This window comes from Bacteroides uniformis (assembly GCF_025147485.1).
GTDB classification, from domain to species: Bacteria; Bacteroidota; Bacteroidia; order Bacteroidales; family Bacteroidaceae; genus Bacteroides; species Bacteroides uniformis.
In genome coordinates this window covers 1,276,460-1,300,420 of the sequence record NZ_CP102263.1, presented here as the reverse complement: position 1 = coordinate 1,300,420, position 23,961 = coordinate 1,276,460, and the positions used below count along the sequence as shown (strand labels likewise).

12 protein-coding genes and 1 pseudogene are annotated in these 23,961 nt (G+C 46.3%); 1 reads left to right on the top strand and 12 read right to left on the bottom strand.

The features are described from left to right. Positions 1–65 precede the first annotated feature (65 nt). Positions 66–539 carry a metalloprotease family protein gene (locus tag NQ510_RS04950; RefSeq protein WP_229094639.1) on the top strand — a complete coding sequence of 158 codons (474 nt, stop codon included), beginning with the start codon at positions 66–68 and terminating at the stop codon, positions 537–539. Between the two features lie 2 nt (positions 540–541). On the opposite strand, the gene NQ510_RS04945 is transcribed toward NQ510_RS04950, so the two are convergent. From NQ510_RS04945 to NQ510_RS04885, 12 genes and pseudogenes are all read right to left on the bottom strand, one after another. Continuing rightward, positions 542–2,767, bottom strand: a complete 2,226-nt coding sequence (locus tag NQ510_RS04945; RefSeq protein WP_005824793.1) for a sensor histidine kinase — start codon at positions 2,765–2,767, stop codon at positions 542–544. A 136-nt stretch (positions 2,768–2,903) separates the two neighbouring features. Continuing rightward, on the bottom strand, positions 2,904–4,988 hold the full coding sequence (locus NQ510_RS04940; RefSeq protein WP_005824790.1) for a DUF2961 domain-containing protein: 2,085 nt from the start codon (positions 4,986–4,988) through the stop codon (positions 2,904–2,906). An 11-nt stretch (positions 4,989–4,999) separates the two neighbouring features. Next, positions 5,000–8,611, bottom strand: a pseudogene (locus NQ510_RS04935) (glycoside hydrolase family 38 N-terminal domain-containing protein). Positions 8,612–8,651: 40 nt separating this feature from the next. Next, positions 8,652–9,824, bottom strand: a complete 1,173-nt coding sequence (locus NQ510_RS04925) for a glycoside hydrolase family 76 protein (protein ID WP_005824782.1) — start codon at positions 9,822–9,824, stop codon at positions 8,652–8,654. A gap of 23 nt (positions 9,825–9,847) precedes the next feature. Then, complete coding sequence (locus NQ510_RS04920) at positions 9,848–10,993, bottom strand: DUF4185 domain-containing protein (protein WP_005824779.1); 1,146 nt, start codon at positions 10,991–10,993, stop codon at positions 9,848–9,850. A 22-nt stretch (positions 10,994–11,015) separates the two neighbouring features. Further along, on the bottom strand, positions 11,016–12,959 hold the full coding sequence (locus tag NQ510_RS04915) for a glycoside hydrolase family 172 protein (RefSeq protein ID WP_005824777.1): 1,944 nt from the start codon (positions 12,957–12,959) through the stop codon (positions 11,016–11,018). Positions 12,960–13,081: 122 nt separating this feature from the next. Continuing rightward, complete coding sequence (locus tag NQ510_RS04910) at positions 13,082–13,960, bottom strand: Ig-like domain-containing protein (protein WP_005824774.1); 879 nt, start codon at positions 13,958–13,960, stop codon at positions 13,082–13,084. Between the two features lie 20 nt (positions 13,961–13,980). Then, entirely contained in the window at positions 13,981–15,903 is a 1,923-nt protein-coding gene (locus tag NQ510_RS04905) for a RagB/SusD family nutrient uptake outer membrane protein (protein WP_005824772.1), read from the bottom strand. Between the two features lie 16 nt (positions 15,904–15,919). Then, the gene (locus NQ510_RS04900) at positions 15,920–19,006 is read right to left on the bottom strand and encodes a SusC/RagA family TonB-linked outer membrane protein (RefSeq protein WP_005824769.1); all 3,087 of its coding nucleotides are present in this window, start codon (positions 19,004–19,006) and stop codon (positions 15,920–15,922) included. 179 nt (positions 19,007–19,185) lie between these two features. Further along, a complete protein-coding gene (locus NQ510_RS04895) occupies positions 19,186–20,379 on the bottom strand; it encodes a glycoside hydrolase family 172 protein (protein ID WP_034525426.1) in 1,194 nt (397 codons plus the stop codon). 31 nt (positions 20,380–20,410) lie between these two features. Next, positions 20,411–21,859, bottom strand: coding sequence for a glycoside hydrolase family 125 protein (locus tag NQ510_RS04890; RefSeq protein ID WP_005824760.1), 1,449 nt, complete (start codon positions 21,857–21,859; stop codon positions 20,411–20,413). A 101-nt stretch (positions 21,860–21,960) separates the two neighbouring features. Then, a complete protein-coding gene (locus tag NQ510_RS04885; protein ID WP_200998835.1) occupies positions 21,961–23,943 on the bottom strand; it encodes a glycoside hydrolase family 97 protein in 1,983 nt (660 codons plus the stop codon). Between the last annotated feature and the right edge of the window lie 18 nt (positions 23,944–23,961).

The following is a 23,961-nucleotide window of genomic DNA, read 5'->3' as shown; positions in this document are numbered from 1 at the left end:
AGCGATAACTTATGAAGCATGTGCCCCACTCTACCTTTGCAACATCAATACAAAAAATCCACACTATGAAAGCAGATATTTCAATAACAAAAAGCCGAAAAGGGACAGAGATAGTAGTTTCGGGCAAGAGGATTAATAAATACGGCATCATAGCTGCCATAGTATTTGCAGTACCAATGCTGATTCTGTTTCAGTCGATACATGGAGAAACAACCAGCCATCTATCGCTGGTCAGATTCTTCATGTGTATATTGGCAGCTGTCCTGGTAAATCTATTCCTACATAAACTGTTGTTCAGATTGTTTTCGCCGATACGCATGTGGCAATATCGCATCACATGCCTGCTGCCCTTCCTGCTACTGGGTATATTGCCCCTTATATATGGTATGACAAGTGGCAATTATGATGTCACACGATTTGGAATATTACTGGCTGTCATGAGTTTCGACGACCTTTACATCCTCTGGCAATTACGCTCATTCGGTGGAGGCTCCTATATTACTGACAAATCAGAAGGATTGAATTTCCACGTGTGGTAAATTTATACAGTCTCAATAGGAAAGTAGAGTGTAAATTCACTGAAGCACCCCTCTTCACTTTCCACTTCTACCCTGCCGCCATGTGCCAGCATCACCTGCTGTACATAATTCAGGCCCAGACCAAAACCTGCAGCACCGCCCCTTCCACTTCGCCCGACTGCTGCAGAACGTTCAAAACGGTTGAAGATAAGAGACTGGTCTTTTAAGGGAATACCCAATCCGTTGTCACACACCTTTATCTTGCAGAAGCCTTTCTCCGATTCGCAAATAATATCTATCTTTACCTCTTCATGGGAATATTTAATGGCATTGTCCAGCAGATTGCCCAACACTTCACGCAAACAGAAGGCATCGGCATACACCATTTCACAACGATGATAAACGGTCGTAAATTCTACCCTTTTGCTGGTTTTCAGAGAAATTTTGGCAATTATATCATCAAGTAAAGGCCGCAAAGGCACCTCTTCCTGATGGAGTTCCAAATGTCCCTCATCCAGCTTGGTAAGTACCAGTACACGATTGGAAAGGGTAAGCAGATGCTCACACTCTTCCATCATCGCCTGCCGGTATTTCTCTTCTTTTCCAGGCTTACCGGACAATTTGCCGCTATTCAGAATATGAGCTCCCATCAGGATGGAACTCAGAGGAGACTTCATGTCGTGTATCATAGCATAAGTAAAATCCTTCTGGAATTGCTCCAAATGCCGCTGTGTACGCAAAACTTTCACCTGGCCGAGAATACAGTCCAACACCACCAAAAACATCACCCAAAGAGGCAGAAACAGATACCATACGGAACTTATGACGTAGCGATACGGATTCTTCACCACACCTTGTATACAAAGGATGCTGTCCTCCTTCAACGGTATAAACCGGGAAGAAATATCCTGATATTTTGCCGAGGCATATCCTGCTTCCACCACTGTACTATCGGAGGGAGCGTAGTACTGGCGGATACCACTCTTATAGGTCATTCCCAAGGCTTCCAACCTGGAAGCAAAAGCAGAATCGAGGTACTGCACGGAGAGAGGAAGTTCCATTCCGCTTTCATTGATGCTGCGCTGCATAATCAAAGCAGAGCGTAGTCGATAATTCAAATCGACCGGATTGTACATATGTACCACTCCAAAGCGGTTCACCTTATACTTCGACTGCTCTTTCTCCAGAAATTCCCTTTGCTCCTTTGCAAAAGGCGATTCAACACTCTCTTCCCATTCATCCTTTCCATCCCTATCAGTCTGTTCGTAGAGCAAAGAAAGGCGGCGTTTCAAGACCTCGTCATAAAAAGCTGCTTCAAAACAATCATTTACCTGATAGGCAGTTTCTTTGAAAGAAGCACGGTACAGATAGACAAACCAGACTACCATCAGCAGACAGCCGGCAATCAACCCGACAATCGAAAAGACTTTAAAAGAATATTGCTTGCGCACCTGCCGCTGCCGTTCGCTTTGCTTAGCTCCCGTAAGCGTATGTTCTGTCATGTCCAGCAAATGTTGCCCCGAGGCTTCTATATCTGCCCACCGGCTCTCCGATATCTGACTACGTACCTCACCTATCGGCAACCTCATCTTCTCTGCCAGCACATAAAAAGCAGACCGCTGCTTCTCAATATCATTACCTTGTTTAAGTATGGAATCCATTTGCCTGGCCCAACTGTACACCAGAAAAACAACCAAGAGAAGCGTAGGAAGGAACAAAAAGACTATATCCTTGACAAGCGGTATAAAAGGAGAAAACATGACAGCTTCAATGGCCTCTCCTTTCTTCTCATTCAACCAGGCTTTTTCCGAAAGAACAGACTTGAACCGTACATATACCGAACGCTTGCTTCTGTCCGTCGCAGGACGGATATTTACAGTCCGGTCTATATTTTTCCATTTCAGTTTCTTCTCTACCAACCTCGCCATCACATCTAATGGAATGGCGACATGATATACATCTTCGAGAAAGGAAGCTGCCTGCTGATAGTTTAAAAACATCTCATCTTCGAAAGACCTGATACTGTCTTTGGATAGATACGAGTAAAAAGGGATAGTCATGTCAGGAAACGGTAAATTATTAATCTCGTTGTCCACCGTTTCGATAAAAGCCAGACGAAAACATTCGTTCAGTGCGCGTTCCGCCTCTTTCTTGGTATTGTCGTAAGCATACATCATACCACCAATCTGCACCACAATTACCAGTAGCAGCCCTACAATAGAAAGGATATAGAGTGAACGAAGTTTCATCTTACCTATTATTTTGAGGACAAAGATAGCATTTTATCATAGAAAAAGAACTGATACAAAAAAGATAGCCTTGGACTTTTATTTATCCAAAGCTATCCATACAAGTACAATCCCTGCGATAGAGACGTCTACAGAATTATTTGCGAAGAGTCAACTTATCAATCCCAAAGAAACCGGTATCATGTCCCGAAGCCAGTGCAGCCGACTCAATCTGCAACTCATTCTCTCCTTTTTTCAAATTGACCTGCCCAAGATTCACCAGAAGCAAAGACACTTCTTCATTGGTCAGATTGATTTCCGGAGTAATCACCTTATCATTTACACGGAGGGCAAACGTACCATAATCAGGTGCTACCGTAAACTGTATTTTCGCATAATAAATTCCTTCCACTTCACTGTCAAAAGCCAGTGAAAGCTTATCTCCCGGTTTGAAATCTTTCCAATAGAGTTGCATACCCTCACTCCACAAGGGATGGAAGTTGGTCTGCAATTCAACGGAGCCTGTATGCCCCGGACGAGGCTGCATGGCTTCGCCTTCCACAACCAGACTCATCCCTGAACCGAAAATATCCGACGGTTGGTTGGCAACCCGTTCGCGTACATCGCTCACAAAGGGTTTCGGCTGTATTTCGCCTCCGGGAAGCATATACCAGAAGGTTATCGGAGCATAATTAAGGTGTATATTCGACCAGTCGAATAACTCTATGTCAAAGCGCAGGCTCCGAGTAAACGGAATCGCATCCAAACTGCGGACACGGGTATTCTGCGCCAAACCTATGTGAGCATAACAACCATCTCCTATGGGTTGGGCAACAAAAGGATGGTTTATCCACGGTTCATAGCGCCCCCAGGCATAGCCATAATAATCTTCTGTACCCGTTCCAAAGTGTGACGGAAAGGTTTCACCGTCCACATACACCTTTTCATCACCTTCTCCCCACCAACCCAAGTTGGGGTTATAGACAGTAACCGCATCTCCCACATACACGCCCCTACCCTTAAGATCGGCAAACGTAAGGTCCTGGGCAAACTCATCGCCCCGGGCATGGATATGCGTAAACTGCTGCCATGTGGTACCAAAGTGCATGGAACGTTCATCCCACTGCCACTTTCCACTAACTGCAGCCGCCTTGGATATTTCCACCGGCTGTTCCCCATAATTGGTCAAGGTAATCGTACAGTTCCGCTCGAAAGGCATCACCCACCATGCACTCATCACGTCATCCTGCACGGCCCGCGTATACCACGTACCAGTTGCAACGGGATAATAGCCTACCCCAAAAAACTCACCGACCGGAGCCCAGACAGTCTGTTCCCCATCAAAGGCAAGGGACAAGACCGTAGAGCGAAGTGCTTGGCGACGGTCATCCGCATCAATCCGCATCGAAAGACGACGAATGGCACGAGAGCCGTCAATCGTAAAACTACGGCTTTCACCCGGAGCCAGAGAAGCCGCCAGATTGAGCGTACTTTCTCTTCCCGCAAGCGGAGTATCAATACCAGGTGTTCCTTCCGACAGCTTCTTATTGACAGCAGCTATCAGCCGGGCATTCTTCTTCAACTCTTTGGCCGAGAAAGAAATCACCTTGACCGGAGAAGTATAAGTGCGGTAATTGATAGCATAGTATACAATGGTCTTACTCTCAATTTTCCCCTCCGGAGTAATCTTCAAGTCCGGCGATTCGATAGTCACCTTGCACCGCTTGGCATAAGGTATTGGCAAATATAAATTATGCCCTCTTTCTTCCATCGGAGCCTCATCGGGTACTGAAGTTGAAAGAGGTTCTCCACAAAGGACTTGTCCGCTCAATATATCACGTACATTGCCTTCAATTACCGGTTTTTCCTCATTGTCTATGTAGATACGCAGAGTCCCTTGTCCCCGATTTATGCCGGAGAAAGTCATCCAGAAACGAACTATGGCACCGGGGCCTTCGGCATCCATCATCACATATTCCGTCCTCCCTCCGTTCTCTTCCTGGCGGATAAACTGTCCTTGGTCGAAATTACCAAACCAGGCACGCTTATCCGTCATGTTATGCGAACTACGGTCGTAGCTGCTGAACTGCTTACACGTATAGGCATTTTCGGGCCAACGCGCCAGCACGGAACGGTCTGTCATCTCATGCAACAATGTCTTAAGAGAGATAACCGGGTCGGCCATAGCCAAACCGCTATAGAGAAATATCAACTGAATTACAAAAACTAGTTTTTTCATCATAACCGATTATTTTAGTAAATCTCCATCTCATTGATGCGTAACACCTTTCCTCCTGCATGCTGCATAGGACGGGTTATCATCAAGCGTACATAGCGTACCTGCGCCGGAGTGTCAATCATACGTGATACGACATTCTGCCGGTTTCCATCTATATTGTCAAGTGTCTTCCATTCTTCAGTCTGGCTGTTTCTGCCTTGCAGGAAGCAAGCGGAAGTAATGTACCCTTTGTCCTCACGGCCTGCATTCACCAGTTTCCAACCGCTCACAGTTTTCGCCTCACCCAAATCAAAATCCACATAGTTCAACGCACTTCCCACTTCACACCATTTGGTATCGACATCCCCGTCAACGATGCGTTCGGGCTTCTCATTATCATTAAAATAGCCGGAATAGGCGATAATCTTCGCGCCCTTCAACAGATTTTCTTTTTCCACCTCCACACTGTTCAACTCCATCTCATTGTCACGGATGGCTGTATGGAACAAGCTAGTGGCAACCTGGACGGGTTTCAGAGTTTCCTCCACCAATGTGGCAGCAAAAAGAACAACCTTTTCATTCTTCGGAAGTATAAGGCTGGCAGCACCTGTCGGAATATCAACACCGAACTTGAACATATAGGTAAACTCATAGGCCTCATCGGCTGTAGGAGAGTGGCGGTGAGTTCCCACATAAGCCACTTCGGCATCCTTCAGATAACCTTTGGTATGTCCCGAATGTCCCCACTGTCCGACAAATCCGGTATAGGAAGGTACAATGACCTCACTCTTGTTCCCTCCGCACCGGAAAGTGGCGGCATAGTCCCCGTCCGTAGCGGCAGCCAGAAAATACAGTTTATTATACTTTTTACCTTCCGGTAGAACAATAGTATCACCATTGCACGTCATTCCGTTGGCGGCATCTTTCTCGCCGAGCTGGAAAGGAATCCCGTTTACAGCCAGGGATTCGGGCAACAGTTCTGCCGCAAACGAATAGCCCGACTCAAAATCAGCTTCGCCGCGAAACTCGTTGAATGATGAACATTTATAGTTATAGGACAGCGGCAAAGAGGCATACTGCAATTGATAGGCGTCTTCACCCGATGACTTCAAACGTACCTTGAATGTCTTTACAGAATAAGGCTTTATACTTACAGACAGCCCGTTTCCACTGAATTCGGCCGAACCGATACTCTTTTCAGTGCCATCCGCTTCGCAGGCACTGGCAATTTCGCCTGCAAAAGAAAGTACCGCATCCTGCACCTTCTCACCGCCCATCTCATAGACACGCACTACATACTCATCCGAGTTTTCGGCTTTCTTCAATGCCTTGATAATGACATTACGGTTATTGGAAGAGACGAAAGAGAACTCCTTACCCAACGTACCCTTGTGTTTGTCGGTACGGAAAGCTTTCAACCTCTGGTTCAACATCTCCGCTTTCTCTATGGTGGCAGCCTTGTCAAGTCCGCCGGCATGACCCACCAGACTGTATGTAAAGCAATGATGACCGAAGTCCTGGCGATTCTGGTAAGCATAATCCTTGTCTGTTTCGGGGGTATGCAGCAGAGTCAGGCGGAGGGTGTTGTCGTCCGGTTTGTCCCAACCGTATTTGCTGTCATTCAGGACAGACACACCATAGTTTCCACTACGGTCAGTCAAATCGGCCCAATACTGTGCATAGACTTCGTAGGCAGTCTCCGTATTGTTGCCCCGCTTCACGCTTCCAAGTCCCAAATCGTAAGTAGCTTCCGTATTTGCTATGTTCAAAGGGAATTCGGCCTTCAATAAGGCATTGGACAACTGCCAGTCCACCTCATTGTAGAAGTCTATGCGGTCGGCACGGTTGCCTTCATACAAGCGGATGTATTGCTTGAAGAGTGACTCTCCATAACGTTTCTCGATGCAGAGTGACTTGCACAGCTCACCATCCTCCACCAATGTCATCTTCACATCCTCTGTGATGGAAACCGGTTCCCGGTCTATGGTCTCCTTCAAGATTTCCCAAGCAGGCCATATGTAGGACTTGTTCTGCGTGAAAAGCGCCAAACGAATGGATTTACCGGGTTTCACCAGCTCCTTGCCATTCTTCTTGTCAAACAGTGAAATGATGTCTCCCTTCTTATCCAACGTTATCTTGTAAACAGAATTCTCCAATGCATTGGCATTCACAAATACCCGGGCATCAGCCGACGGACTGGATGTGCGGACATCATATACCGCATAACCGGTAGCAGGTACAACGGCTTCCATCAAGAGTCTGGCTTTACCGTCGGCATAGGACAGCAGTTGGGAGGCCACTTTCCGACCATTCATATCATATACGGCAACCCCTTTCGGTTCCTTTGGCAAGGCAAGCTCTACCTCTGCCATATCGGTAACCTGGAATCCAAGCGCATTGTAAAGCACCACCGGTATCCCTTTCACCCTGGTATCCATCTTTCTTGCCACAGCGTCAATGGAGGAAGTAAGAATACCGGAGAACTGCTTGAGGGAAATCAACTCGTCATTCCATGAGAATTCATAAGCCCGCGGTATACTTGTTCCCGTAAGGTCATCATGGAACTGATGGAAAATGAAACGCTGCCAGTTCTCAGTCAATGCAGCTCCGGGATAGGAAGCCTGGTTCAGCCATTCGGCTACAACGGAAGAGCGTTCCGCTGCATCCCCCAAAAGCTCATTCTGACGGTTGTACAGCTTCATGGCAGCCTGGGAAGTATAACATCCGGTACCGTGAACATCCATCAACAGTTCACCGTTGAACTTGGGCAGTTCCGGATGGCTTGCGTAAGGCTGGAAGTCTTTATATATCCGGTCACTCGTGGCACTGACAATCTGCAACGGACCATTGCCTTGCAAGCCTTTCTCTACGGCACGTACAGACTCCAATGTAGGTGAACCGCCTATGTCTCCCGTACCGTAATAGCGGTAGACCATGTGAAGCGGAGAGTGGCCGGTCAATTCCAACAAGTCCTTGTTTTCCGACAGGTCCCCGTCCTCAAAACGTTGGTTATAATCATATCCATGGGTCATCATGATGGTAGAGCCGTCTATACCTTGCCATAAGCCGACAGTGAAAGGATATTTGTCGTTACCGTAGAACGGTTTGTTGCGCCACTGCAACTTCTGGGAGGAGAAGCCGATCAGTCCGCAATGGGACGCAATGGCAGGAAGTGTCCAGCCAAAACCGAAACAGTCTGGCAAGAAAATGTCCGTGCTCTCCACACCGAATTCCTTCCGGTAATAATCCTGGCCGAGCATGATGTTACGAAGCGCAGACTCTATGGAAGGAACCAGCGTATCAGTGGCATCCCAGCTGGCTCCACTAATATGCCAACGACCGCTCTCTATGAATTTCTTCATCTCTTCGTATTGCGCCGGATAATATTCCTTCATCCAGGCATACTTGACCGCACCTTCAAAATTAAAGATGTATTCCGGATACTGCTTCAGCAGAAACAAATTCTGACTGATCGTGTTCCATACATAATCCTTTATTGTGGTCTAGATATCCCAGTTCCACTGTGTGTCCAAATGTGCATCAGACACCATGTAGGCTTTCGGTCTTTGCGCCTGAGCACCATTCTGAGCATAGGTACCGCCACCCATTAGCAAGGCGGATACCAATACTGCAATCTGTCTTTTCATTTTCTGTTTATTTATTGTTTATTGTGTTTAAAGGTTTTATTCATTGCAATTCGCTGATCTCGGCGAAAAGCTCAATCATACAGGCATTCTCCAGTAGACTCTTGAACTGCTCTTTTCTGTTTCCCGACCAATCATTACTAAACAAGCCATTCTCATCACGCGTATAGTTCCAGGCATAATCCGCATTCTCAATCATGGTCTTTATGTACGCCTCATTCCTATCCACCAGATATAGCGCCTTCAAACCTCTGAACAAGATTACATTAAACCAAGGAGTTCCCGGGAAGAATTTCATCTCTCCTGTTGCGATAGGCTGTACCTTCAGAAAGAAACGGCAGGCACCCTCGGCTGTCTGCTGCGCTTCCTTCAAGTAATGCTTCTCTCCAGTTACCTGATAGAGAAGTACACCGGCCTGAATCATCTGCCCGCTGTTATAAGTATATTTGGCCGGATCCACTTTTCCCTGCAAATTCTTGTTGTCCCAATATACAAAGTCAGAAGGGTCACAAAGATTGTCACGGGTCCATTGATAGGTCTTCTTAGCTTGCTCAAGGTATTTTGCATCCTTAGTCAACTTAAACAGCTTCATACAAAGAACAGTAGCCGGAGCATTCGAACAAGTGTTTTTTGATTCTTTCTTCTGTTCGCACCAATAGATTCCTCCCCCCAACTCTTCGGACCATCCGGAATAAATATAGTCATGCAGCTGGATGGCTTTTTCCAGATACTCCTTGTCACCAGTCCGTTCATAGTAATCACAGAAATCAATGGCCACCCAGTCATTGTCATCGTAATAACGATCATTATGACCTGCAAAAGCCGGATACGACTGGTAACAATGGGGAATCCGGGTAGAGTCCCAATAAAGGTCCAGTCCCGGCTTTATCTGCCGGTCCATCAGTTTTCTGTACTTCTTTTGCCCGGAAACCTTATACAAAGAAACACAACCGGATACCAAGGCTGAATAAGGCCACAAGAAAGAGACCTCCTGCTGGTTAACAACAGCGCCGGTATTGGCCGTATATGTAATTCTCTGCTCCGGCTTTCTTGGATAAGTTTCCGTCAGCAGGCCATACTTCTCCACTTTATAGAGAGTAAGTATCTGCTGAAGCAAAGAATCGGCTCGTTGCAGATAGATTTGTTTGCTTGTCTGTGCAGACAAGCAAACCGGTAACGAGAGAGCTATTAATAAAAATAAATTCCTAAGCTTCATATCCAATTCAAGTCAAGTGATTATTATTCCAGCTTCATATCGGCACACATCAGGAAAGCATTGTATGGCCCCCACATGGACATGATGAACCAAAGCTGGTCATCATTGTCTTTCAACGGATGTATGTAAGCGCAATACAAAGCTGGATATCTGTCCGCTTCCGCCAATACTTTCGGCTCGCTCCACTGGACGAGATCCTTCGATGTACAATAAAGAATGGCATGCCTTTTGGTCAAAGGATTCTCGTCATGATTCGGATCATAATTATAAGTCAGAATCCAACGCTTAAACTTCTTGTGCCATATCAGCGACGCTTCTCCTACGGGACCTCTCAATACCGGAGTAGCGGCAGCCTCATTTCCACGTATCCACTCTTTACTTTCACCGTTCCAGTATTCATAGGCCTTCATATCCAGAAGATCTTTCTCAAGGAAACGCGCCAGATACGCAGCATCACCACGTCCGGCCTGTGTGCCGAGCATATAAATCCATCCGTCACATTTGGCATAAGCCACTTGCGAGAAATGACTGTCGGGAGAAAAAGTCACCTCTTCACGCCGCTCCCATGTCCGACCGTCATCATTGGAAGTATAGACAGAAGAAAAATTGGTAAGCCAGCGTCCATGAGGCGCTCCCCAATCATAGATGTTCATAATATGGACACAATCCGTTTTACCGGCCCGAATAGCACTCGTAGGGATGGAAGTCTGGTATACCTCCGGATTCGTCTTACCGCCCGCACATACCTCAAGCGCCTTACCATCGGCATCAAGCAGCATTGAATCTATTTTAAGACCGTCTGTAAGCTCTGTATCCGATGAAAAAGCCAGTACGTTGGAACGCCAGTTGGAACCATTGCCACCATTTTTATTCACGACAAAACCTTCTCCACTGGTATCTCCGAAAAACATGCCCACACGGTTTCCATCCATATGCCACATTAACCCCAAATCCGTTCCATATACATCAAAGTCAGGTCCGGTATTATTGGGATTCAGCAATGTATCTCCCGGCAAAGGATCACCCGTGACACGGGATATCATACGTACATTATCAATACACAGCGTTTTTTCACTATCAGCATCCTTACAAGCCATATTGCCCGTCAAACTACAGGTAACAAGCCCGAACAGTAAAATTTGTTTAGTTCTCATTCTTATCAATTCCATATACAAGTACACATTCCCACATCTATTCCTTTATTCTTTCCAGGATAATCAGTCCCAGTTCAAACTGGTCCCCACCGTTATTATTTCTCACATGGAAAGTGACTGAATTGGTTTGTTCCGTCAAATTGATGTCTCCTACATGTACTCTGTCTTTAGACACTTCTTTGTCCTTCTTAGTAGAGATCCATCCGGACAGTTGCTTCTGGCGTTGCCAAACCTGGAAGTCGGCACCATTCGGTTTCTCAAAATAGTTTATCAGCACTTTATATTTTCCTTCGGGCACATCGTTCAGCATGATGCGCACTACTCCTCCATGCTGGGTGGTCATACGGATTCCACGCTCATTTGTTACCTGGACACCTCCACCAAGACTCAGCTGCATCAGTTGAGGGAAATAGATATGTTCTGTCGGCTGATATACAGTGCGTAATTCAGCAGTAGGCTCTTCTCTGCCTTGCAATGGCTGGGCTGCATAGAAGAATCCAACAGATGTATAATCTACCGGAAAATTATTTTTTACTTCACCATGTTCCATTCCATGATAGATTTCCTTCTCATAGGACATTTTGTCGGCCAAGAAGAAACGGTATCCACCGGTTCTGGCCATCGGAAGCGAATAATCCAGGCAACCATGGAGGGGGAGGCTGTTTCCTCTGTCCCAACGATCCAATAAAGCATACCAGCCACCGTTGTAATAGTCTTCGGAGCCAGTGCCGTGCAGACGCATTTTATTATCTACGTAAGTGCTGTCATCCCCTTCGAAGAACAAGGTCATTCCCGGACGCAGGCCTTGTGCCTGATGGATGGTTCCTACATAATGTCCTTTTCCTTTTTGTGCAGCAAACTTATGGAAAATGCCGAGAGGAGTTTTCTCTCTACGCCATACAGAATAGAACTTACCCTCTTCCTTCACATTACGCTTATTACTGTTATAGTACACTTTAACGTTTACAGAAATAGGAGATTGCTGAATACCTTCTCTCTTTTTATAAATCATCTTCATAGAAGCTGACTTGTCAAAAGGCATTGGCAGATAGCAGTAGTTGGAAGTACCTTGCTTACCCATTAAGATACTCCGCATTGCTCCTTTTCCATAGGCATATCCAAAAAAATCAGCAACGGGGGCATAAATAGCCTCCACCTTCTCATTATCCCATTTAGCTGAAAGAATCACATCTTTGTATAAACCTTCGAAAGATGTTCCGCCATCAATCGACATACCTACAATACGTCCCGGTTCTGCCATCTCAAAGAAAGAAACTTCTTCTCCCGGACTCAGTGTAAATACCTTTTCTTCCGTCTGTACACCAGCTGATTTTCCAAAGGTATAATTCGTTACAGCAGGAGACAAGTCAGCCCATATTCTATTCACCTCAGCCAACAAATCCTTATCCTGCTGTGAGAATTCACCGGTATAGGTTTCCACCTTCTTTTCCGGCAAGTTACGGTATTGTATCTGAATGAATTCCAATTTAGGTCCATCGAAAACAATTTTGCAGGACTTTTTGTACGTAATGGGCAGATAACAATAAAAACCACCGATTTCATTACCACAAACGGGCTTTGTAAACGGATAAACCTTACCGGAAAACAAATCCGAGAACTTTATTTTCAGACCGGGCTCTTTCTGTCCATCAAAATAGAAATAGAGCATATTGTCCGTCGGTGTAGGAGTCCAGATTCGGTTGATGACTCCGGGGCCTTCCATCTCAGCAATCACCAACTTATCACCTTCCTTACGAAGGAAAGAATAAGTACCCGCAAAACCATCATCATTGCCTCCGGTACGGTCGTAACTCGAGAACTGCTCCACATAAGAGCCAGTGCGATACTCCGGCAATTTATCCACTCTTTTCAATAACTCCAGCTCATCCGTCCATCTGTATGGATTCTGAGCCACGGCATACGAGCCTGCCAATAGAATGGCAGACAAGAAAACAGAAACTTCTTTCAAATTAATTTTCATAAACTATTTTACTATATGTTTTTTAAAAAGGCAAGGAGAGAATGCCTGTTTAAACGGTATCTCTCCTCACTGACAGTATTATTTCAATAGAAAAGATTATGGTCTATAAAACCACATCAATTCTACTCTTCTGAAAGTACCATGGTATTTACGCCAAAGAATTTGGCCCATTGTACATTGTTCGGGCCCGGTTTCATTTCGATATAAACAACACCTTCGTCATTAGGCTCAATACCCTTAATCTCTACCGTTCTATCGAAATTATCGTCATTAACCAAATAAGCAACGCCATCGTTCTTTCCGATTACATGGAACTCGGTTTCAGTTCCACGGTCATTGATGTGACCATAGAAACTGAACGTATATTTTGTTCCTTGAGAGAGACCTGTCACCTTAAATCCACTGAGCGGAATAGCAATACCGTCGCTGAAAAACATATCCTCAGAAGCTGTTTTTGGAAGACCCAAATTATTATTCAAACCGCGAGCCAATTCTCCGGAAAACGGTTTGTCCACCTCGATGCCGAAAGTAGTAGGACGACCTCTATGGTCGAGCATATTTACCAATCCGGGGTCTCTGGGATTCCTATAGTTGTTAAACGGAGCCGGAGAATCAATGACACCAAAGTCAATGTAACACGTCTTAGGAGTCTTGGTAACAGTCAAGTCGCTAAAGTAGCACAACTTGCCATCAGCCGTTTCTACCTTGATGACCGTTTTTCCAACAGCAACAGGTGTAATTACAGCTGCATTATTTTCCACACCTTCAATGGTAGCCACATCGGAGTTGAGGACACTCCACTTCAACTGATAGGAATCGCCTGCCAGGTCATCAACAGAAGCGGTAACTGTGGCAGTTTCGTCAATCTCCAAATAAACCGATGATTGGTCAATACGTACAAACTTACGATTGGACAAGTCCACACTGTTATCATCCGAACAGGATGTCAATGCAGCAAATGCCAATGTCATCGCACTAAAAATGAATTTTATTGATTTCATACTTGTTCTCTAATTATTTATTAATATCCGGGAGCTTGTCTCAAATTGGGGTTGATGTCCATCTGAGCCTGCGGAACGGGCCATAAATACATTCTTTTGTTGAAGGTACGGCTCTTGTAGTAAGTTCTCTTATAAAAAGCCTTCGGATTGTTCACATCATCGCTCTTCTCAGAACCGTCATGATTCATACCATAAAGCTTGCCGCCCAGGTATTTGTCGGCAATCTTCCAACGACGGAGGTCATGGAAACGGATACCTTCACAATTGAACTCTACCCGACGTTCTTGCTGAATGGCGGCACGCATTTCTTCCTTACTCAGCCCTTCCTTCAAAGCGGGAATTCCGGCACGTTCACGAATCAAGTTCACATACTTATATACATCGGGAGTGGGAGCTGGCGAAGACTCGTTCAATGCTTCCGCATAGCCCAAATACGCTTCAGCCATTCTGTATAAGATACCCGGCTGATATACATACTTTCCATCTCTGGGAAGTACATCCAAAGAGATTCGCTTACGGACATTATAACCGTTCTGCGGAGAGTCGAAAGTCATATCCGTATCACGGCCTCCTTGAAGGAAGTCCACACGACGGTTATCAACTCCCAGCCATGCGCCATTATAGATGACGGAAACATAGAAGCGAGGCTCCCGGTTGCAATACATGTTGTAGGTACCTTCTTCTGTTACCGGGCTTACACCGGTTTCTTTATTGGCAAGGTTCGAAGGTCCACCGCCCGGCCACTTCGTGGTTCTATACTCTGTATTGGTAGAGAATCCGTTTTCCACATACCCCGATTCCGGGTTGATAATGGGCGAACCATCCTCGTTATATCCCAATATAGGCATTTCACCGTTCTTCATATAAAAAGCGTCCACCAGTTCCTGAGTAACACCCATAGCGGCATTTCCACCGATACCTTTCGGCAGATGATGAGCCTGCCAGTAGTTCAGGTCCACATTTTCGGGGCGTCCGAAAAGAATCTCCTTGTTGCCTTCTGAGAAGCGTTTCAACGACATGTTGTAGTAAGACATGAAGGGGTCGATACTTCCATCCACATTATACTCATAGTACAGCTTATGTCCGGCCGCTTCGGCTGCCTTTATCAAGTCGAGATGAGCTTTGGCAGCCTTTTCCCATCTTTCCGGCTTGGCTTCGGCATCAAAGAGGAATTCTCCTTCCGAATTCTTCCAGTCCTTGAGATCCGGATTGCCGTTGAACAATGGACTTGCGGCAAATAACAGTGTTTTGGCACGTATTGCCAAAGCCATGATAGAGGTAGCCCTGCCCCAATCGGTATTATTGGGATAGACAGCGGGCAAATGCTCTGACACTTCCAGCAGCTCTTTGTCAATCCAATCTACCACTTCGGCATAGGGTCTTTGGGGAGTCATCATCTCCGATTCGGGCGCATCGACGGAAACAAGCACACCGGGAGTAAACGGTATGGCACCATACAACTCAATCATCAAAGAGTAATAGTAGGCTATCAGGAAACGGACTTCGTACTTCATCTGGTTGACATAAGATTCCTTCAGGTCTTTTTCCGGAAGTACTTTTGCCTCTTGCAAGAAGATAAGGCCGGAACGTATGCGCTTGTGTAATTCTACCCAATAATAGGGGTCCCATGTTGAGATAGGACTCCAGTTTCCGGTGGTGTAGGCATACACATTGCTCCATCCATACGGCGACCAATCTTGGGGAATAGTGATATCATCGCCCATAATGTTATAACCTTGTGCCTTGAAATACCCCCACATGGGGCTGGGAATGGATGAATAAACACCTGCCAACCAGTCCTCAGTCCTTATCTTGTCCGTGAAAATCATCTCCATGGTAAGCTGGTCGTCGGGAGCCTTGTCCAAGAAATCGTTGCAACTCGTTGTCAATGCCAGGGTGCACGACAATAAGACAGCTTTTGCTATAGATTTATATTTTTTCATTTTCTTCGTATCTTAATTAATTGTTGAAATTGATGCTAAAACCCACTGATACAGATTTCATCTGTGGGTATCTCAATCCATCGGTAGTTTCCAGTTCGGGGTCCCAAAGCTTGAAGTTGGAGAACGTCAGCAGATTGGTTCCTCTTGCAAACAAACGGCAGCCGCGGATGCCAATTTTGGTAGTCCAACGTTGCGGAAGGGTATATCCAAGTTCCAGATTCTTCAAGCGCAGGAAACTCATGTCACGCAACCACCATGTGGAAGCTTGTTCATTGTTTGCCACAGCCTTGTCTCCCATACGGGGCCAGAATACATCTTGCCTCGGATTTTCGGGTGTCCAACGGTCGTCAATGTTCGAATAGATGTTACCAGCACCTAAGGAAGAACCCGGCAACCAGGTCTCTCCGCCCAAGAGCTGGTAGGTTTTACCTGTTCCTTGGAAGAATACTCCCAAATCGAACGACTTATAGCTTACTGTAGCTCCAAAACCATAGACAATCTCGGGAATACGTGTACCACCAATGGCTGTTTTATCTACTGCGGTCACTTCACCATCCCCGTTCAAATCTTTGTATTTAATGTCACCGGGACGTAGGTTACTCATATCACTGAACTTCTGTGCCGGAATTCCTTCCTTAAGCATACCGTTTTCATCGAAATCATCTTCCGTAAAGAGCCTTTCGGCTATCAAGCCAAACAATTGCCCTATAGGCTTACCGGTTTGCGAACGGTATGTACCCAAGATGGCGGCAGGTTCGTCTATTTCCACAACCTTATTGTGTGCGTAGGTATAGTTTGCCATAGCGGAAATGGCCCAATCGCTATTGAACTTATGGTTGACATTCAAAGACACATCAAATCCCTGATTCTCGACCTTGCCATAATTGGCCCAAACAGGGCGGTTGAATCCGGCAGAACCAGGCACATTCTTACGCTGCATGAAGATGTCATCGCGCTTTTCCTTGAACACATCCACTACGAGGTTCACGCTACCATTCCATAGACCTAAGTCGATACCGGCATTCATCTTGGTCACGGTTTCCCATGTCAAGTTGTTCACACCGATTTCGCCTTCCGAACGTCCAAGGCGATAGATTTCCGCATCTGTACCCCATCTGTACGAACCGGTATTGACAATGGTAGAAATATAGGCGAAACGTCTGTTACCACCAATGTTACTGTTACCGGCCTTACCCCAAGTAGCTCTCAGCTTCAAGTTGGAGATGACATCGGAAACCGGCTCCATGAATTTCTCGGAAGATACAATCCATCCCAACGCCACGGCGGGGAAGAAGCCGAAGCGCTTGCCTTTGGCAAAGTTCTCGGAGCCGTTGTAACCGAAGTTCAGCTCGGCAACATAGCGGCTGTCGTAAGTATAAGAGAATCTTCCGGCTATGCCTTGGGTACGATAGGGAAGCGCATCACCATTGTCATACTCCTTCTGGTTGTAGAGGAACATGGCGTTCACATCGTGCACTTTGCCGAAAATGCGGTTGTACGAGAACATTCCTTCCAGATAGATGGACTGATCGCCCCATTCAGCTCCTTTTGCATAGCCCAGGAACTCTTGTCCGGTGGTCTGCACATCAGTGATGATGTTGCCCTCTGCATCGCGTGCGGTGGCGGGATTGTAGTAATAGGGGTTCTTGGAACGTGTTACGGAAGTTGCCGAGAACTTGTCGAAAGAGAAGGTTCCTTTGAACTTCAATCCCGGTGTAACGAACTTCAAATCTTGTTCCAACGATACTAAGGATTCAATCTTATTATGATTTAGTTTTTCGTATCCACGCTGCGTGGCCCACGCCCAAGGGTTCTCCTTGTACATCACACGTGGAATGCGCCCATCGGCATAGATAGCCGGATGCACGTAGGGAGGTACACGCATGGCTTGATAGAAAATGCCCTGGTTGGTTTCCGTGTCTCCCGGAGGAGCGTTACGAGTTTGCAGGAATACGCCCACATTGGCGCGGAACAAAGTGGTGGGAGTCACATTCACATCTACATTGGAACGCACCGTATATCGGCTCACCTTCAGGGAAGAGTCCCACTCCTGGTTTTTGTCGCGTTCAATGATACCGTTCTCATTGTAATATCCTGCCACCAACGCATAACGAAGAATGTCCGTACCACCGTTGACACTAACGTTCGCCTTTGTGTTGTCTGCATGGTCTTTGGAGATAACATCCCACCAATTCACATCGGGATAGAGTTCCGGGTCGGTCTGGTTCTTGTAGTTCAGCAGGGTGGCTTCGCTTACAAACGGGTTTCTACCCTGCTCGGCATACATTTCGTTAATCAGTTCCAGATACTTCACACTGCCGATGTAGTCGGGTATCTTGATGGGTTGCGTAAAGGAGTGTTCGAAGCGGACGTTCACCTGCGGCTTTCCAATCTTGCCGCGCTTGGTCTCAATCATCACTACACCATTGGCACCGCGCACACCATAGACGGCACTGGCGGCAGCATCCTTCAACACGGAAAAGGAGGCGATTTCTTCAGGGTCGATGTCGTGGAGCGAACGCTCGACGCCGTCCACCAATACCAGCGGATTGGTATTGCCAGTAAAGCTACTGATACCACGAATCCAGAAGTCGGAGTTATTGAACCAAGGGTCACCGCTACGCTGAACCGCAATCACACCGGGAACCATACCCGCCAAGTTGTTACTAAGCGAACGGCTGGGAGCCGCGGCAAGTTTGGCCGGCTCTATATTGGTAATGGAGCCGACCACAGAAGCTTTCTTCTGCGTTCCGAAGCCCACTACCACCACTTCGTCAAGGGCTGCCACATCTTCTTCCAAAGCTACATCAAGCACTCCTTTGGAGCCTACCGCTACCACTTTATCCTTAAAGCCAATATAAGAGAATTTTAATGACGGCTTATTACCTTTCAACGTAATCGTATACGTACCGTTGATGTCCGTCACCACACCATTAGAAGGGTCTGCCGCCTCCGTCACATTCACACCGATGAGTAACTCACCTTGTGCATCCATCACACGTCCGGTCACCTTCTTAGGCGACTGGGCAAATGCCGAGATACTGATGCACAACAGTAGCATCAGCATCCAGCCCGCAAATTGCTTTTTGGGAATATTCTTCATTTCGTACCTTTATTAATGATTTATTGAATTTGCTGCTCCGTAGAACTATTTTTCCATAGTCGTGCCAATATAGTGGCACAGTTTTGCCAATATAGAGACACAGTTTTGCCAATATAATGGCAAAACCCCGGATATAAATATCAGCCTATGAACGTATAAAAAAAGAGCGTTACAAAAGTTTACTCGTTGCCCCACAGAGTGGCTTTGTTACCCTTGGACTTACGCCAGGCATCCCGCCAACGATGTATATCAACATGGTTGATGAAAGGTTTCGGAGCACGCTGTGCCTTTGTAGGAGCTTCGGGAAGAGCCACAGCCGAATCTTGGTACCAATAAGCCACGGTAGACAAATCCAACGTCAAGTTGTTGTTGGAGCCATGTTCGATGGTTCCCTTCAGGCTCTTTTCAAAGAAAATGGGATCTTCAATGAAGAATCGGTAAACGTGGGTACGACCCAGCCAGCCTATATCATTGTTCACACGGGGATAACCGAAGTAAGGATGCGAGAAGGCTTCTTTAGGACACCAGGCCGTATTGAAGAAGTCTTCCGTACCTGTACCTATCAGCGAGGGAACCTTTTCTCCATCAATGAACCACATGTCGTCACCTTCGCCATACCACATGGGAGTGGGACAATGCACATAGTAATTGATACCTACAAAGTGTCCCTTGCCTTGGGTTTCCATGAACACATAGTTGCGTTCGCCGGTGGTGTTCGGCTTCTGGGCACCGGTAACTCCCCACTCCGTCTCGCCTTCGGGAAGTGCTTCAGTCAGGTTGTGGTTATACCAGGCATGAAAGCGGCCCATGTCCTTGGGAAGCTTCGCCATCTCCAGATAATCCACGTAGAAGTAGAAAGCATCTATGTTGCGGTCGCTCTGGTTCTCAATTTCAATGCGTGCGCCCTTCTCGAAAGGCATAGCGAAATAGCACGACAGACCGGTACCGTTTTCAGGACCGGCCGAAAGAGGCAAGGATGCGTAGTTGTATCTCTCATCCCAGCCTTGTCCGAAGAAAGGGCCGATGGGAGACTCTACCGAAGGATAATCGTTGCCGTCCCAATACATGCGAATGATAATGTCGTTTCTGCTCAAAGTGGGAGGTGGAGGCGCAATCGTCACCCAAATGTGGTTGATGACTCCCATTCCCTTGATGTCTGCAATGATGCGTTTCTCACCTGGTTTGAAGGGCTCCAAGTGATCTCTGTTACCTCCGGTAGGATCTGTACTGGAGATTCTTTTGTTTTTTACACCCGACTTCAACTTTGCCAAGTCAAACATTTCGTTCGTCATGTTCGACTGTGCAAAAACAGTAGGAAAGTACAATCCCAGAACAAGGGAGAGTAACAAACTGAATTTTGTAATTCTTCTCATAAATTTTTGTTTACATTGATTAATTAGATGATTAATATTCCAATAAATATGGTTTCTCATTGAATGTTTTCCACAGCAATTCTCCAAACAATGTATTGGCCCATGCAAACCAGCTCCTTGTGAATTTCTTGGGGTCATCCTTGTGGAATGACTCGTGCATGAACCCGGTACCGGCATGCGTTTTCTGGAGCATCTGGATACATTGCTGTAACTCTTTATCGTCTTGAGCAGTCAGGGCTTTCATTATCAGGCTCATCGGCCATATCATGTCCGTACCAATATGATGTCCTCCTATCCCTTCAAAATAAGAACCTTTAAAGAAATAAGGATTGTATTCCGACCACACGAATCTTCTGGTATTGGCATAAATTGCATCATCACTATCAACACCACCCAGATAGGGTAACGCCAGCAGATTAGGGACGTTGGCATCATCACTAAGATAAGCCGATCCAAAGCCATCTATTTCAAAAGCATAGATTTTACCGAACTTCGGATGATTCACCACGGCATAAGTCTGCAAAGCATTATAAACTTCTTTACTCAACGCCAACAGTTCATCAGCCAGTACATTGTCTTTGGTTATCTTTTGAACCATTTCGGAAGCCTGCCTCAAACTGGCCACCGCAAAGAAATTGGACGGGACGAGAAAAGGAAAGATAGTGGCATCATCACTAGGCCTGAAAGTAGAGCAAATCAATCCGACCGGATTTACTTTATAGCCCACTCCACCCATAGGAACAGCATCTATAGCCCATTCCGAAGTTCTGCGAAAGCTATAAGGCCCGTTACCATGTTTTCTCTGCTGTTCCTTGCAGACCCTTAAAACGGTTTCTATCGCCTTCTTCCATTGCGCATCGAAAGGAGAAGCATCATTTGTCTTTTTCCAGTATCCATATGCCAGGCGAATGGGATAGCAAAGCGAATCCAACTCGTATTTACGCTCATGAATACCCGGTTTCATCTCCGTATGATCGCTGTTCCATCTTGTATACTTCGTATCATCATCATAAAAGGCATTGGCATACGGATCCTTCAATATAAAGGAGGTCTGCTTATTGATAACGCCAATTATCAGTCTTTGCAGGTTTTTATCTTCAGACATGAAATCCAAATACGGATATACTTGGGCAGAACTATCCCTTAACCACATGGCATCAATATCACCGGTAATCACATATGTATCCGGTCGGCCATCCTTTTCTGAATAAAAAACGGTTGTGTCCAACGTATTCGGAAAACAATTCCCAAACAGCCAGCCCAGTTCTTCATTCTTGACCTTCTGTTTAAAAGTAGTAATGGCCTTTTCAATGGCAGGACTTTTGAAGTTCCTTTCCGATATAGGCTTCCTTACTGTTGGAAACGACGAAAAAGAGGTAGCTGTCGAAGCTACGCCTGAATTCGCAAACATCAAGTTTTTATTCAGCGCATATCCTGCCCCCAAAAGGCCCACTCTCTTTATAAAATTTCTTCTGTTCATGTTATAAATCCATTGATTAAAAATATTATCCTGGAACAATCTTCTTATCCTAACAAACTAACAACTGATTGAAATACAATTTCAACTGATAAACATCACCCTTATAACCTTCTGATATGTAATAGCGCTCCTCCATCCTTTGCCAGATTCAGTTCAATGATATCCTTCCTTGTAACTTTCCGTACCTGTCTGTCCAGATTGTTTGGATTCCGCTCCACATCCTCCGCATCGGTATAGATCGTTGCCTGGTAGTCCCCCTCACTAAGGAAGTCCAATTCCAATTTCAGATCCCTTTCCGTACCGTTGTTCAGCGAGCCCACCCACCAGTCCGAACCGCTCCTGCGGGCCACCGTGACATGCTCATTCATCCTTGCCAGCGGAACTCTTATCTCATCCCACGTTCCCGGCACGGTACGGAGCACCTCGAACCCCGGTTGACCTTCATAAGCCTTTGGCGTATCGCACAACGAGGTGAGATGGTTTTCCAAAACCACATACATGGCCAACATATGGCAGCGTGTGCTCATTACATGAGGATTTACATACTGTATCTTGAACTCCGAGCGCGGCAGTGCCCTGAACCCTCCCAGGTGATAGTCCGTCGCTCCCGCCAGCATCCTGGTGAAGGGTATCGCAATGTCATGGTCCGCATTCACCAGCGTGTCCCATTTGCATACTTCATAGTTGAGTGTCCCCTCCCGTGTGAATTCATTCGGATACGTCCTTACCAGTCCGGAAGGCTTGCTCGACCCATGGAACTGTATGAAGAGCCTGTGTCTTGCCGCACATTCCAGTATCTCTTCTTGGATACGTATCATCTCTTGGTCATTGCGGTCCATGAAGTCCACCATGAGTCCCCTGACCCCCCATTCCTCATAGAGCGCAAAGGCTTCTTCGAGTTTGTCGTACAACGGTCTCCAGTGTACCCACAGATGTATGCCAACCCCCTTGCTCCTTGCATATTCCACAATTCTCGGCATGTTCAGGCACGGTATCGGTTTTGTAACGTCCGCATTGGGTCCCGCCCATCCGAAATTGAAGTTGTCATCATAGTACCAAGGAGTCTCCGCATATCCGTAGATTCCATGTGCATCCAAGCCATTGCGTGCTGCAAAATCGATGTAGTACTTGTTTGTATCGAAGTTGTTCCCCGGAGAGAACGTGCTGTCCGGCACGACATTCCCGTTCCACCATGTGAACGTGGTCCGGCAAGGCTTAATCCATGAAGTGTCTTCAATCCTGCAGGGCTCGTTCAGGCTTGTTAGTATATTCGTCTCCAGCAATCCTCCCACCCGGTCTGCAACGGAGATTACGCGCCACGGGGTACGGTGTGGGAAGTTGTCTATCTCGACCTTTATCTTCTCCTGCCCCAGTTTTGGCGAGAGCTTTCCAGTCAGCCCACCCTTCTCCTTCATCAGGTACATCCCCGCATAGTCCCGTATGGCCGCTTCGGTTATGGCCACTGCCACCCCGTTGTCGAACTCGAATGTGGCGGGCATCTCTATCAGCCTTTTCCTTGCCACCTTGTCATATCTTACATGACTGTATACCCCTTCGTGTGTATTCACATACCCGGGCAGGTACATGAGCAACGCCATCGGGTTTCCTTGCAAGTTGAACTGTGTCCTTTCATCATACATCACGTATGAATCCCATGCTTTCTGTTCCGGAAATTCATATCTGAATGCTATCCCGTCATCGAATGCCCTTACAACCAGGTTTATCAGACGGCCGGAATCTGACGGTTCCTGCATGGGAACGGTCATTTCATTGCAACGGCTACGTACACTACTTGTCTTGCCGACAATGAGCTTGTATGTCTCATCAATCTTTTTACGCTGCACCTTTCCTGCTTTAAGATTCCTTCCGAACTCTCCGCTATCAAAGCTGAAACCAAGCAAAGAATTTGTTATAAGAGGCTGCTTCCTATAGTCGATGTCATATGAAACACTCTCCGACGTCACTTTCAGAGAAAATCTAAGTTTTCCGTCAGGAGACGATACAGACATTCTCTGCTGTGCAGAAACAGCCATAAAGCAAAATAGTGCAACACACAAAACAAAAAGTTTCTTCTTCTCTGTCATCTTAATCTGTCTTTGATT

Bases quoted from the DNA above. Each gene is read 5' to 3' on its own strand.
- NQ510_RS04950 (WP_229094639.1), top strand. From the start codon at position 66: ATGAAAGCAGATATTTCAATAACAAAAAGCCGAAAAGGGACAGAGATA.
- NQ510_RS04945 (WP_005824793.1), bottom strand. From the start codon at position 2,767: ATGAAACTTCGTTCACTCTATATCCTTTCTATTGTAGGGCTGCTACTG.
- NQ510_RS04940 (WP_005824790.1), bottom strand. From the start codon at position 4,988: ATGATGAAAAAACTAGTTTTTGTAATTCAGTTGATATTTCTCTATAGC.
- NQ510_RS04925 (WP_005824782.1), bottom strand. From the start codon at position 9,824: ATGAAGCTTAGGAATTTATTTTTATTAATAGCTCTCTCGTTACCGGTT.
- NQ510_RS04920 (WP_005824779.1), bottom strand. From the start codon at position 10,993: ATGGAATTGATAAGAATGAGAACTAAACAAATTTTACTGTTCGGGCTT.
- NQ510_RS04915 (WP_005824777.1), bottom strand. From the start codon at position 12,959: ATGAAAATTAATTTGAAAGAAGTTTCTGTTTTCTTGTCTGCCATTCTA.
- NQ510_RS04910 (WP_005824774.1), bottom strand. From the start codon at position 13,960: ATGAAATCAATAAAATTCATTTTTAGTGCGATGACATTGGCATTTGCT.
- NQ510_RS04905 (WP_005824772.1), bottom strand. From the start codon at position 15,903: ATGAAAAAATATAAATCTATAGCAAAAGCTGTCTTATTGTCGTGCACC.
- NQ510_RS04900 (WP_005824769.1), bottom strand. From the start codon at position 19,006: ATGAAGAATATTCCCAAAAAGCAATTTGCGGGCTGGATGCTGATGCTA.
- NQ510_RS04895 (WP_034525426.1), bottom strand. From the start codon at position 20,379: ATGAGAAGAATTACAAAATTCAGTTTGTTACTCTCCCTTGTTCTGGGA.
- NQ510_RS04890 (WP_005824760.1), bottom strand. From the start codon at position 21,859: ATGAACAGAAGAAATTTTATAAAGAGAGTGGGCCTTTTGGGGGCAGGA.
- NQ510_RS04885 (WP_200998835.1), bottom strand. From the start codon at position 23,943: ATGACAGAGAAGAAGAAACTTTTTGTTTTGTGTGTTGCACTATTTTGC.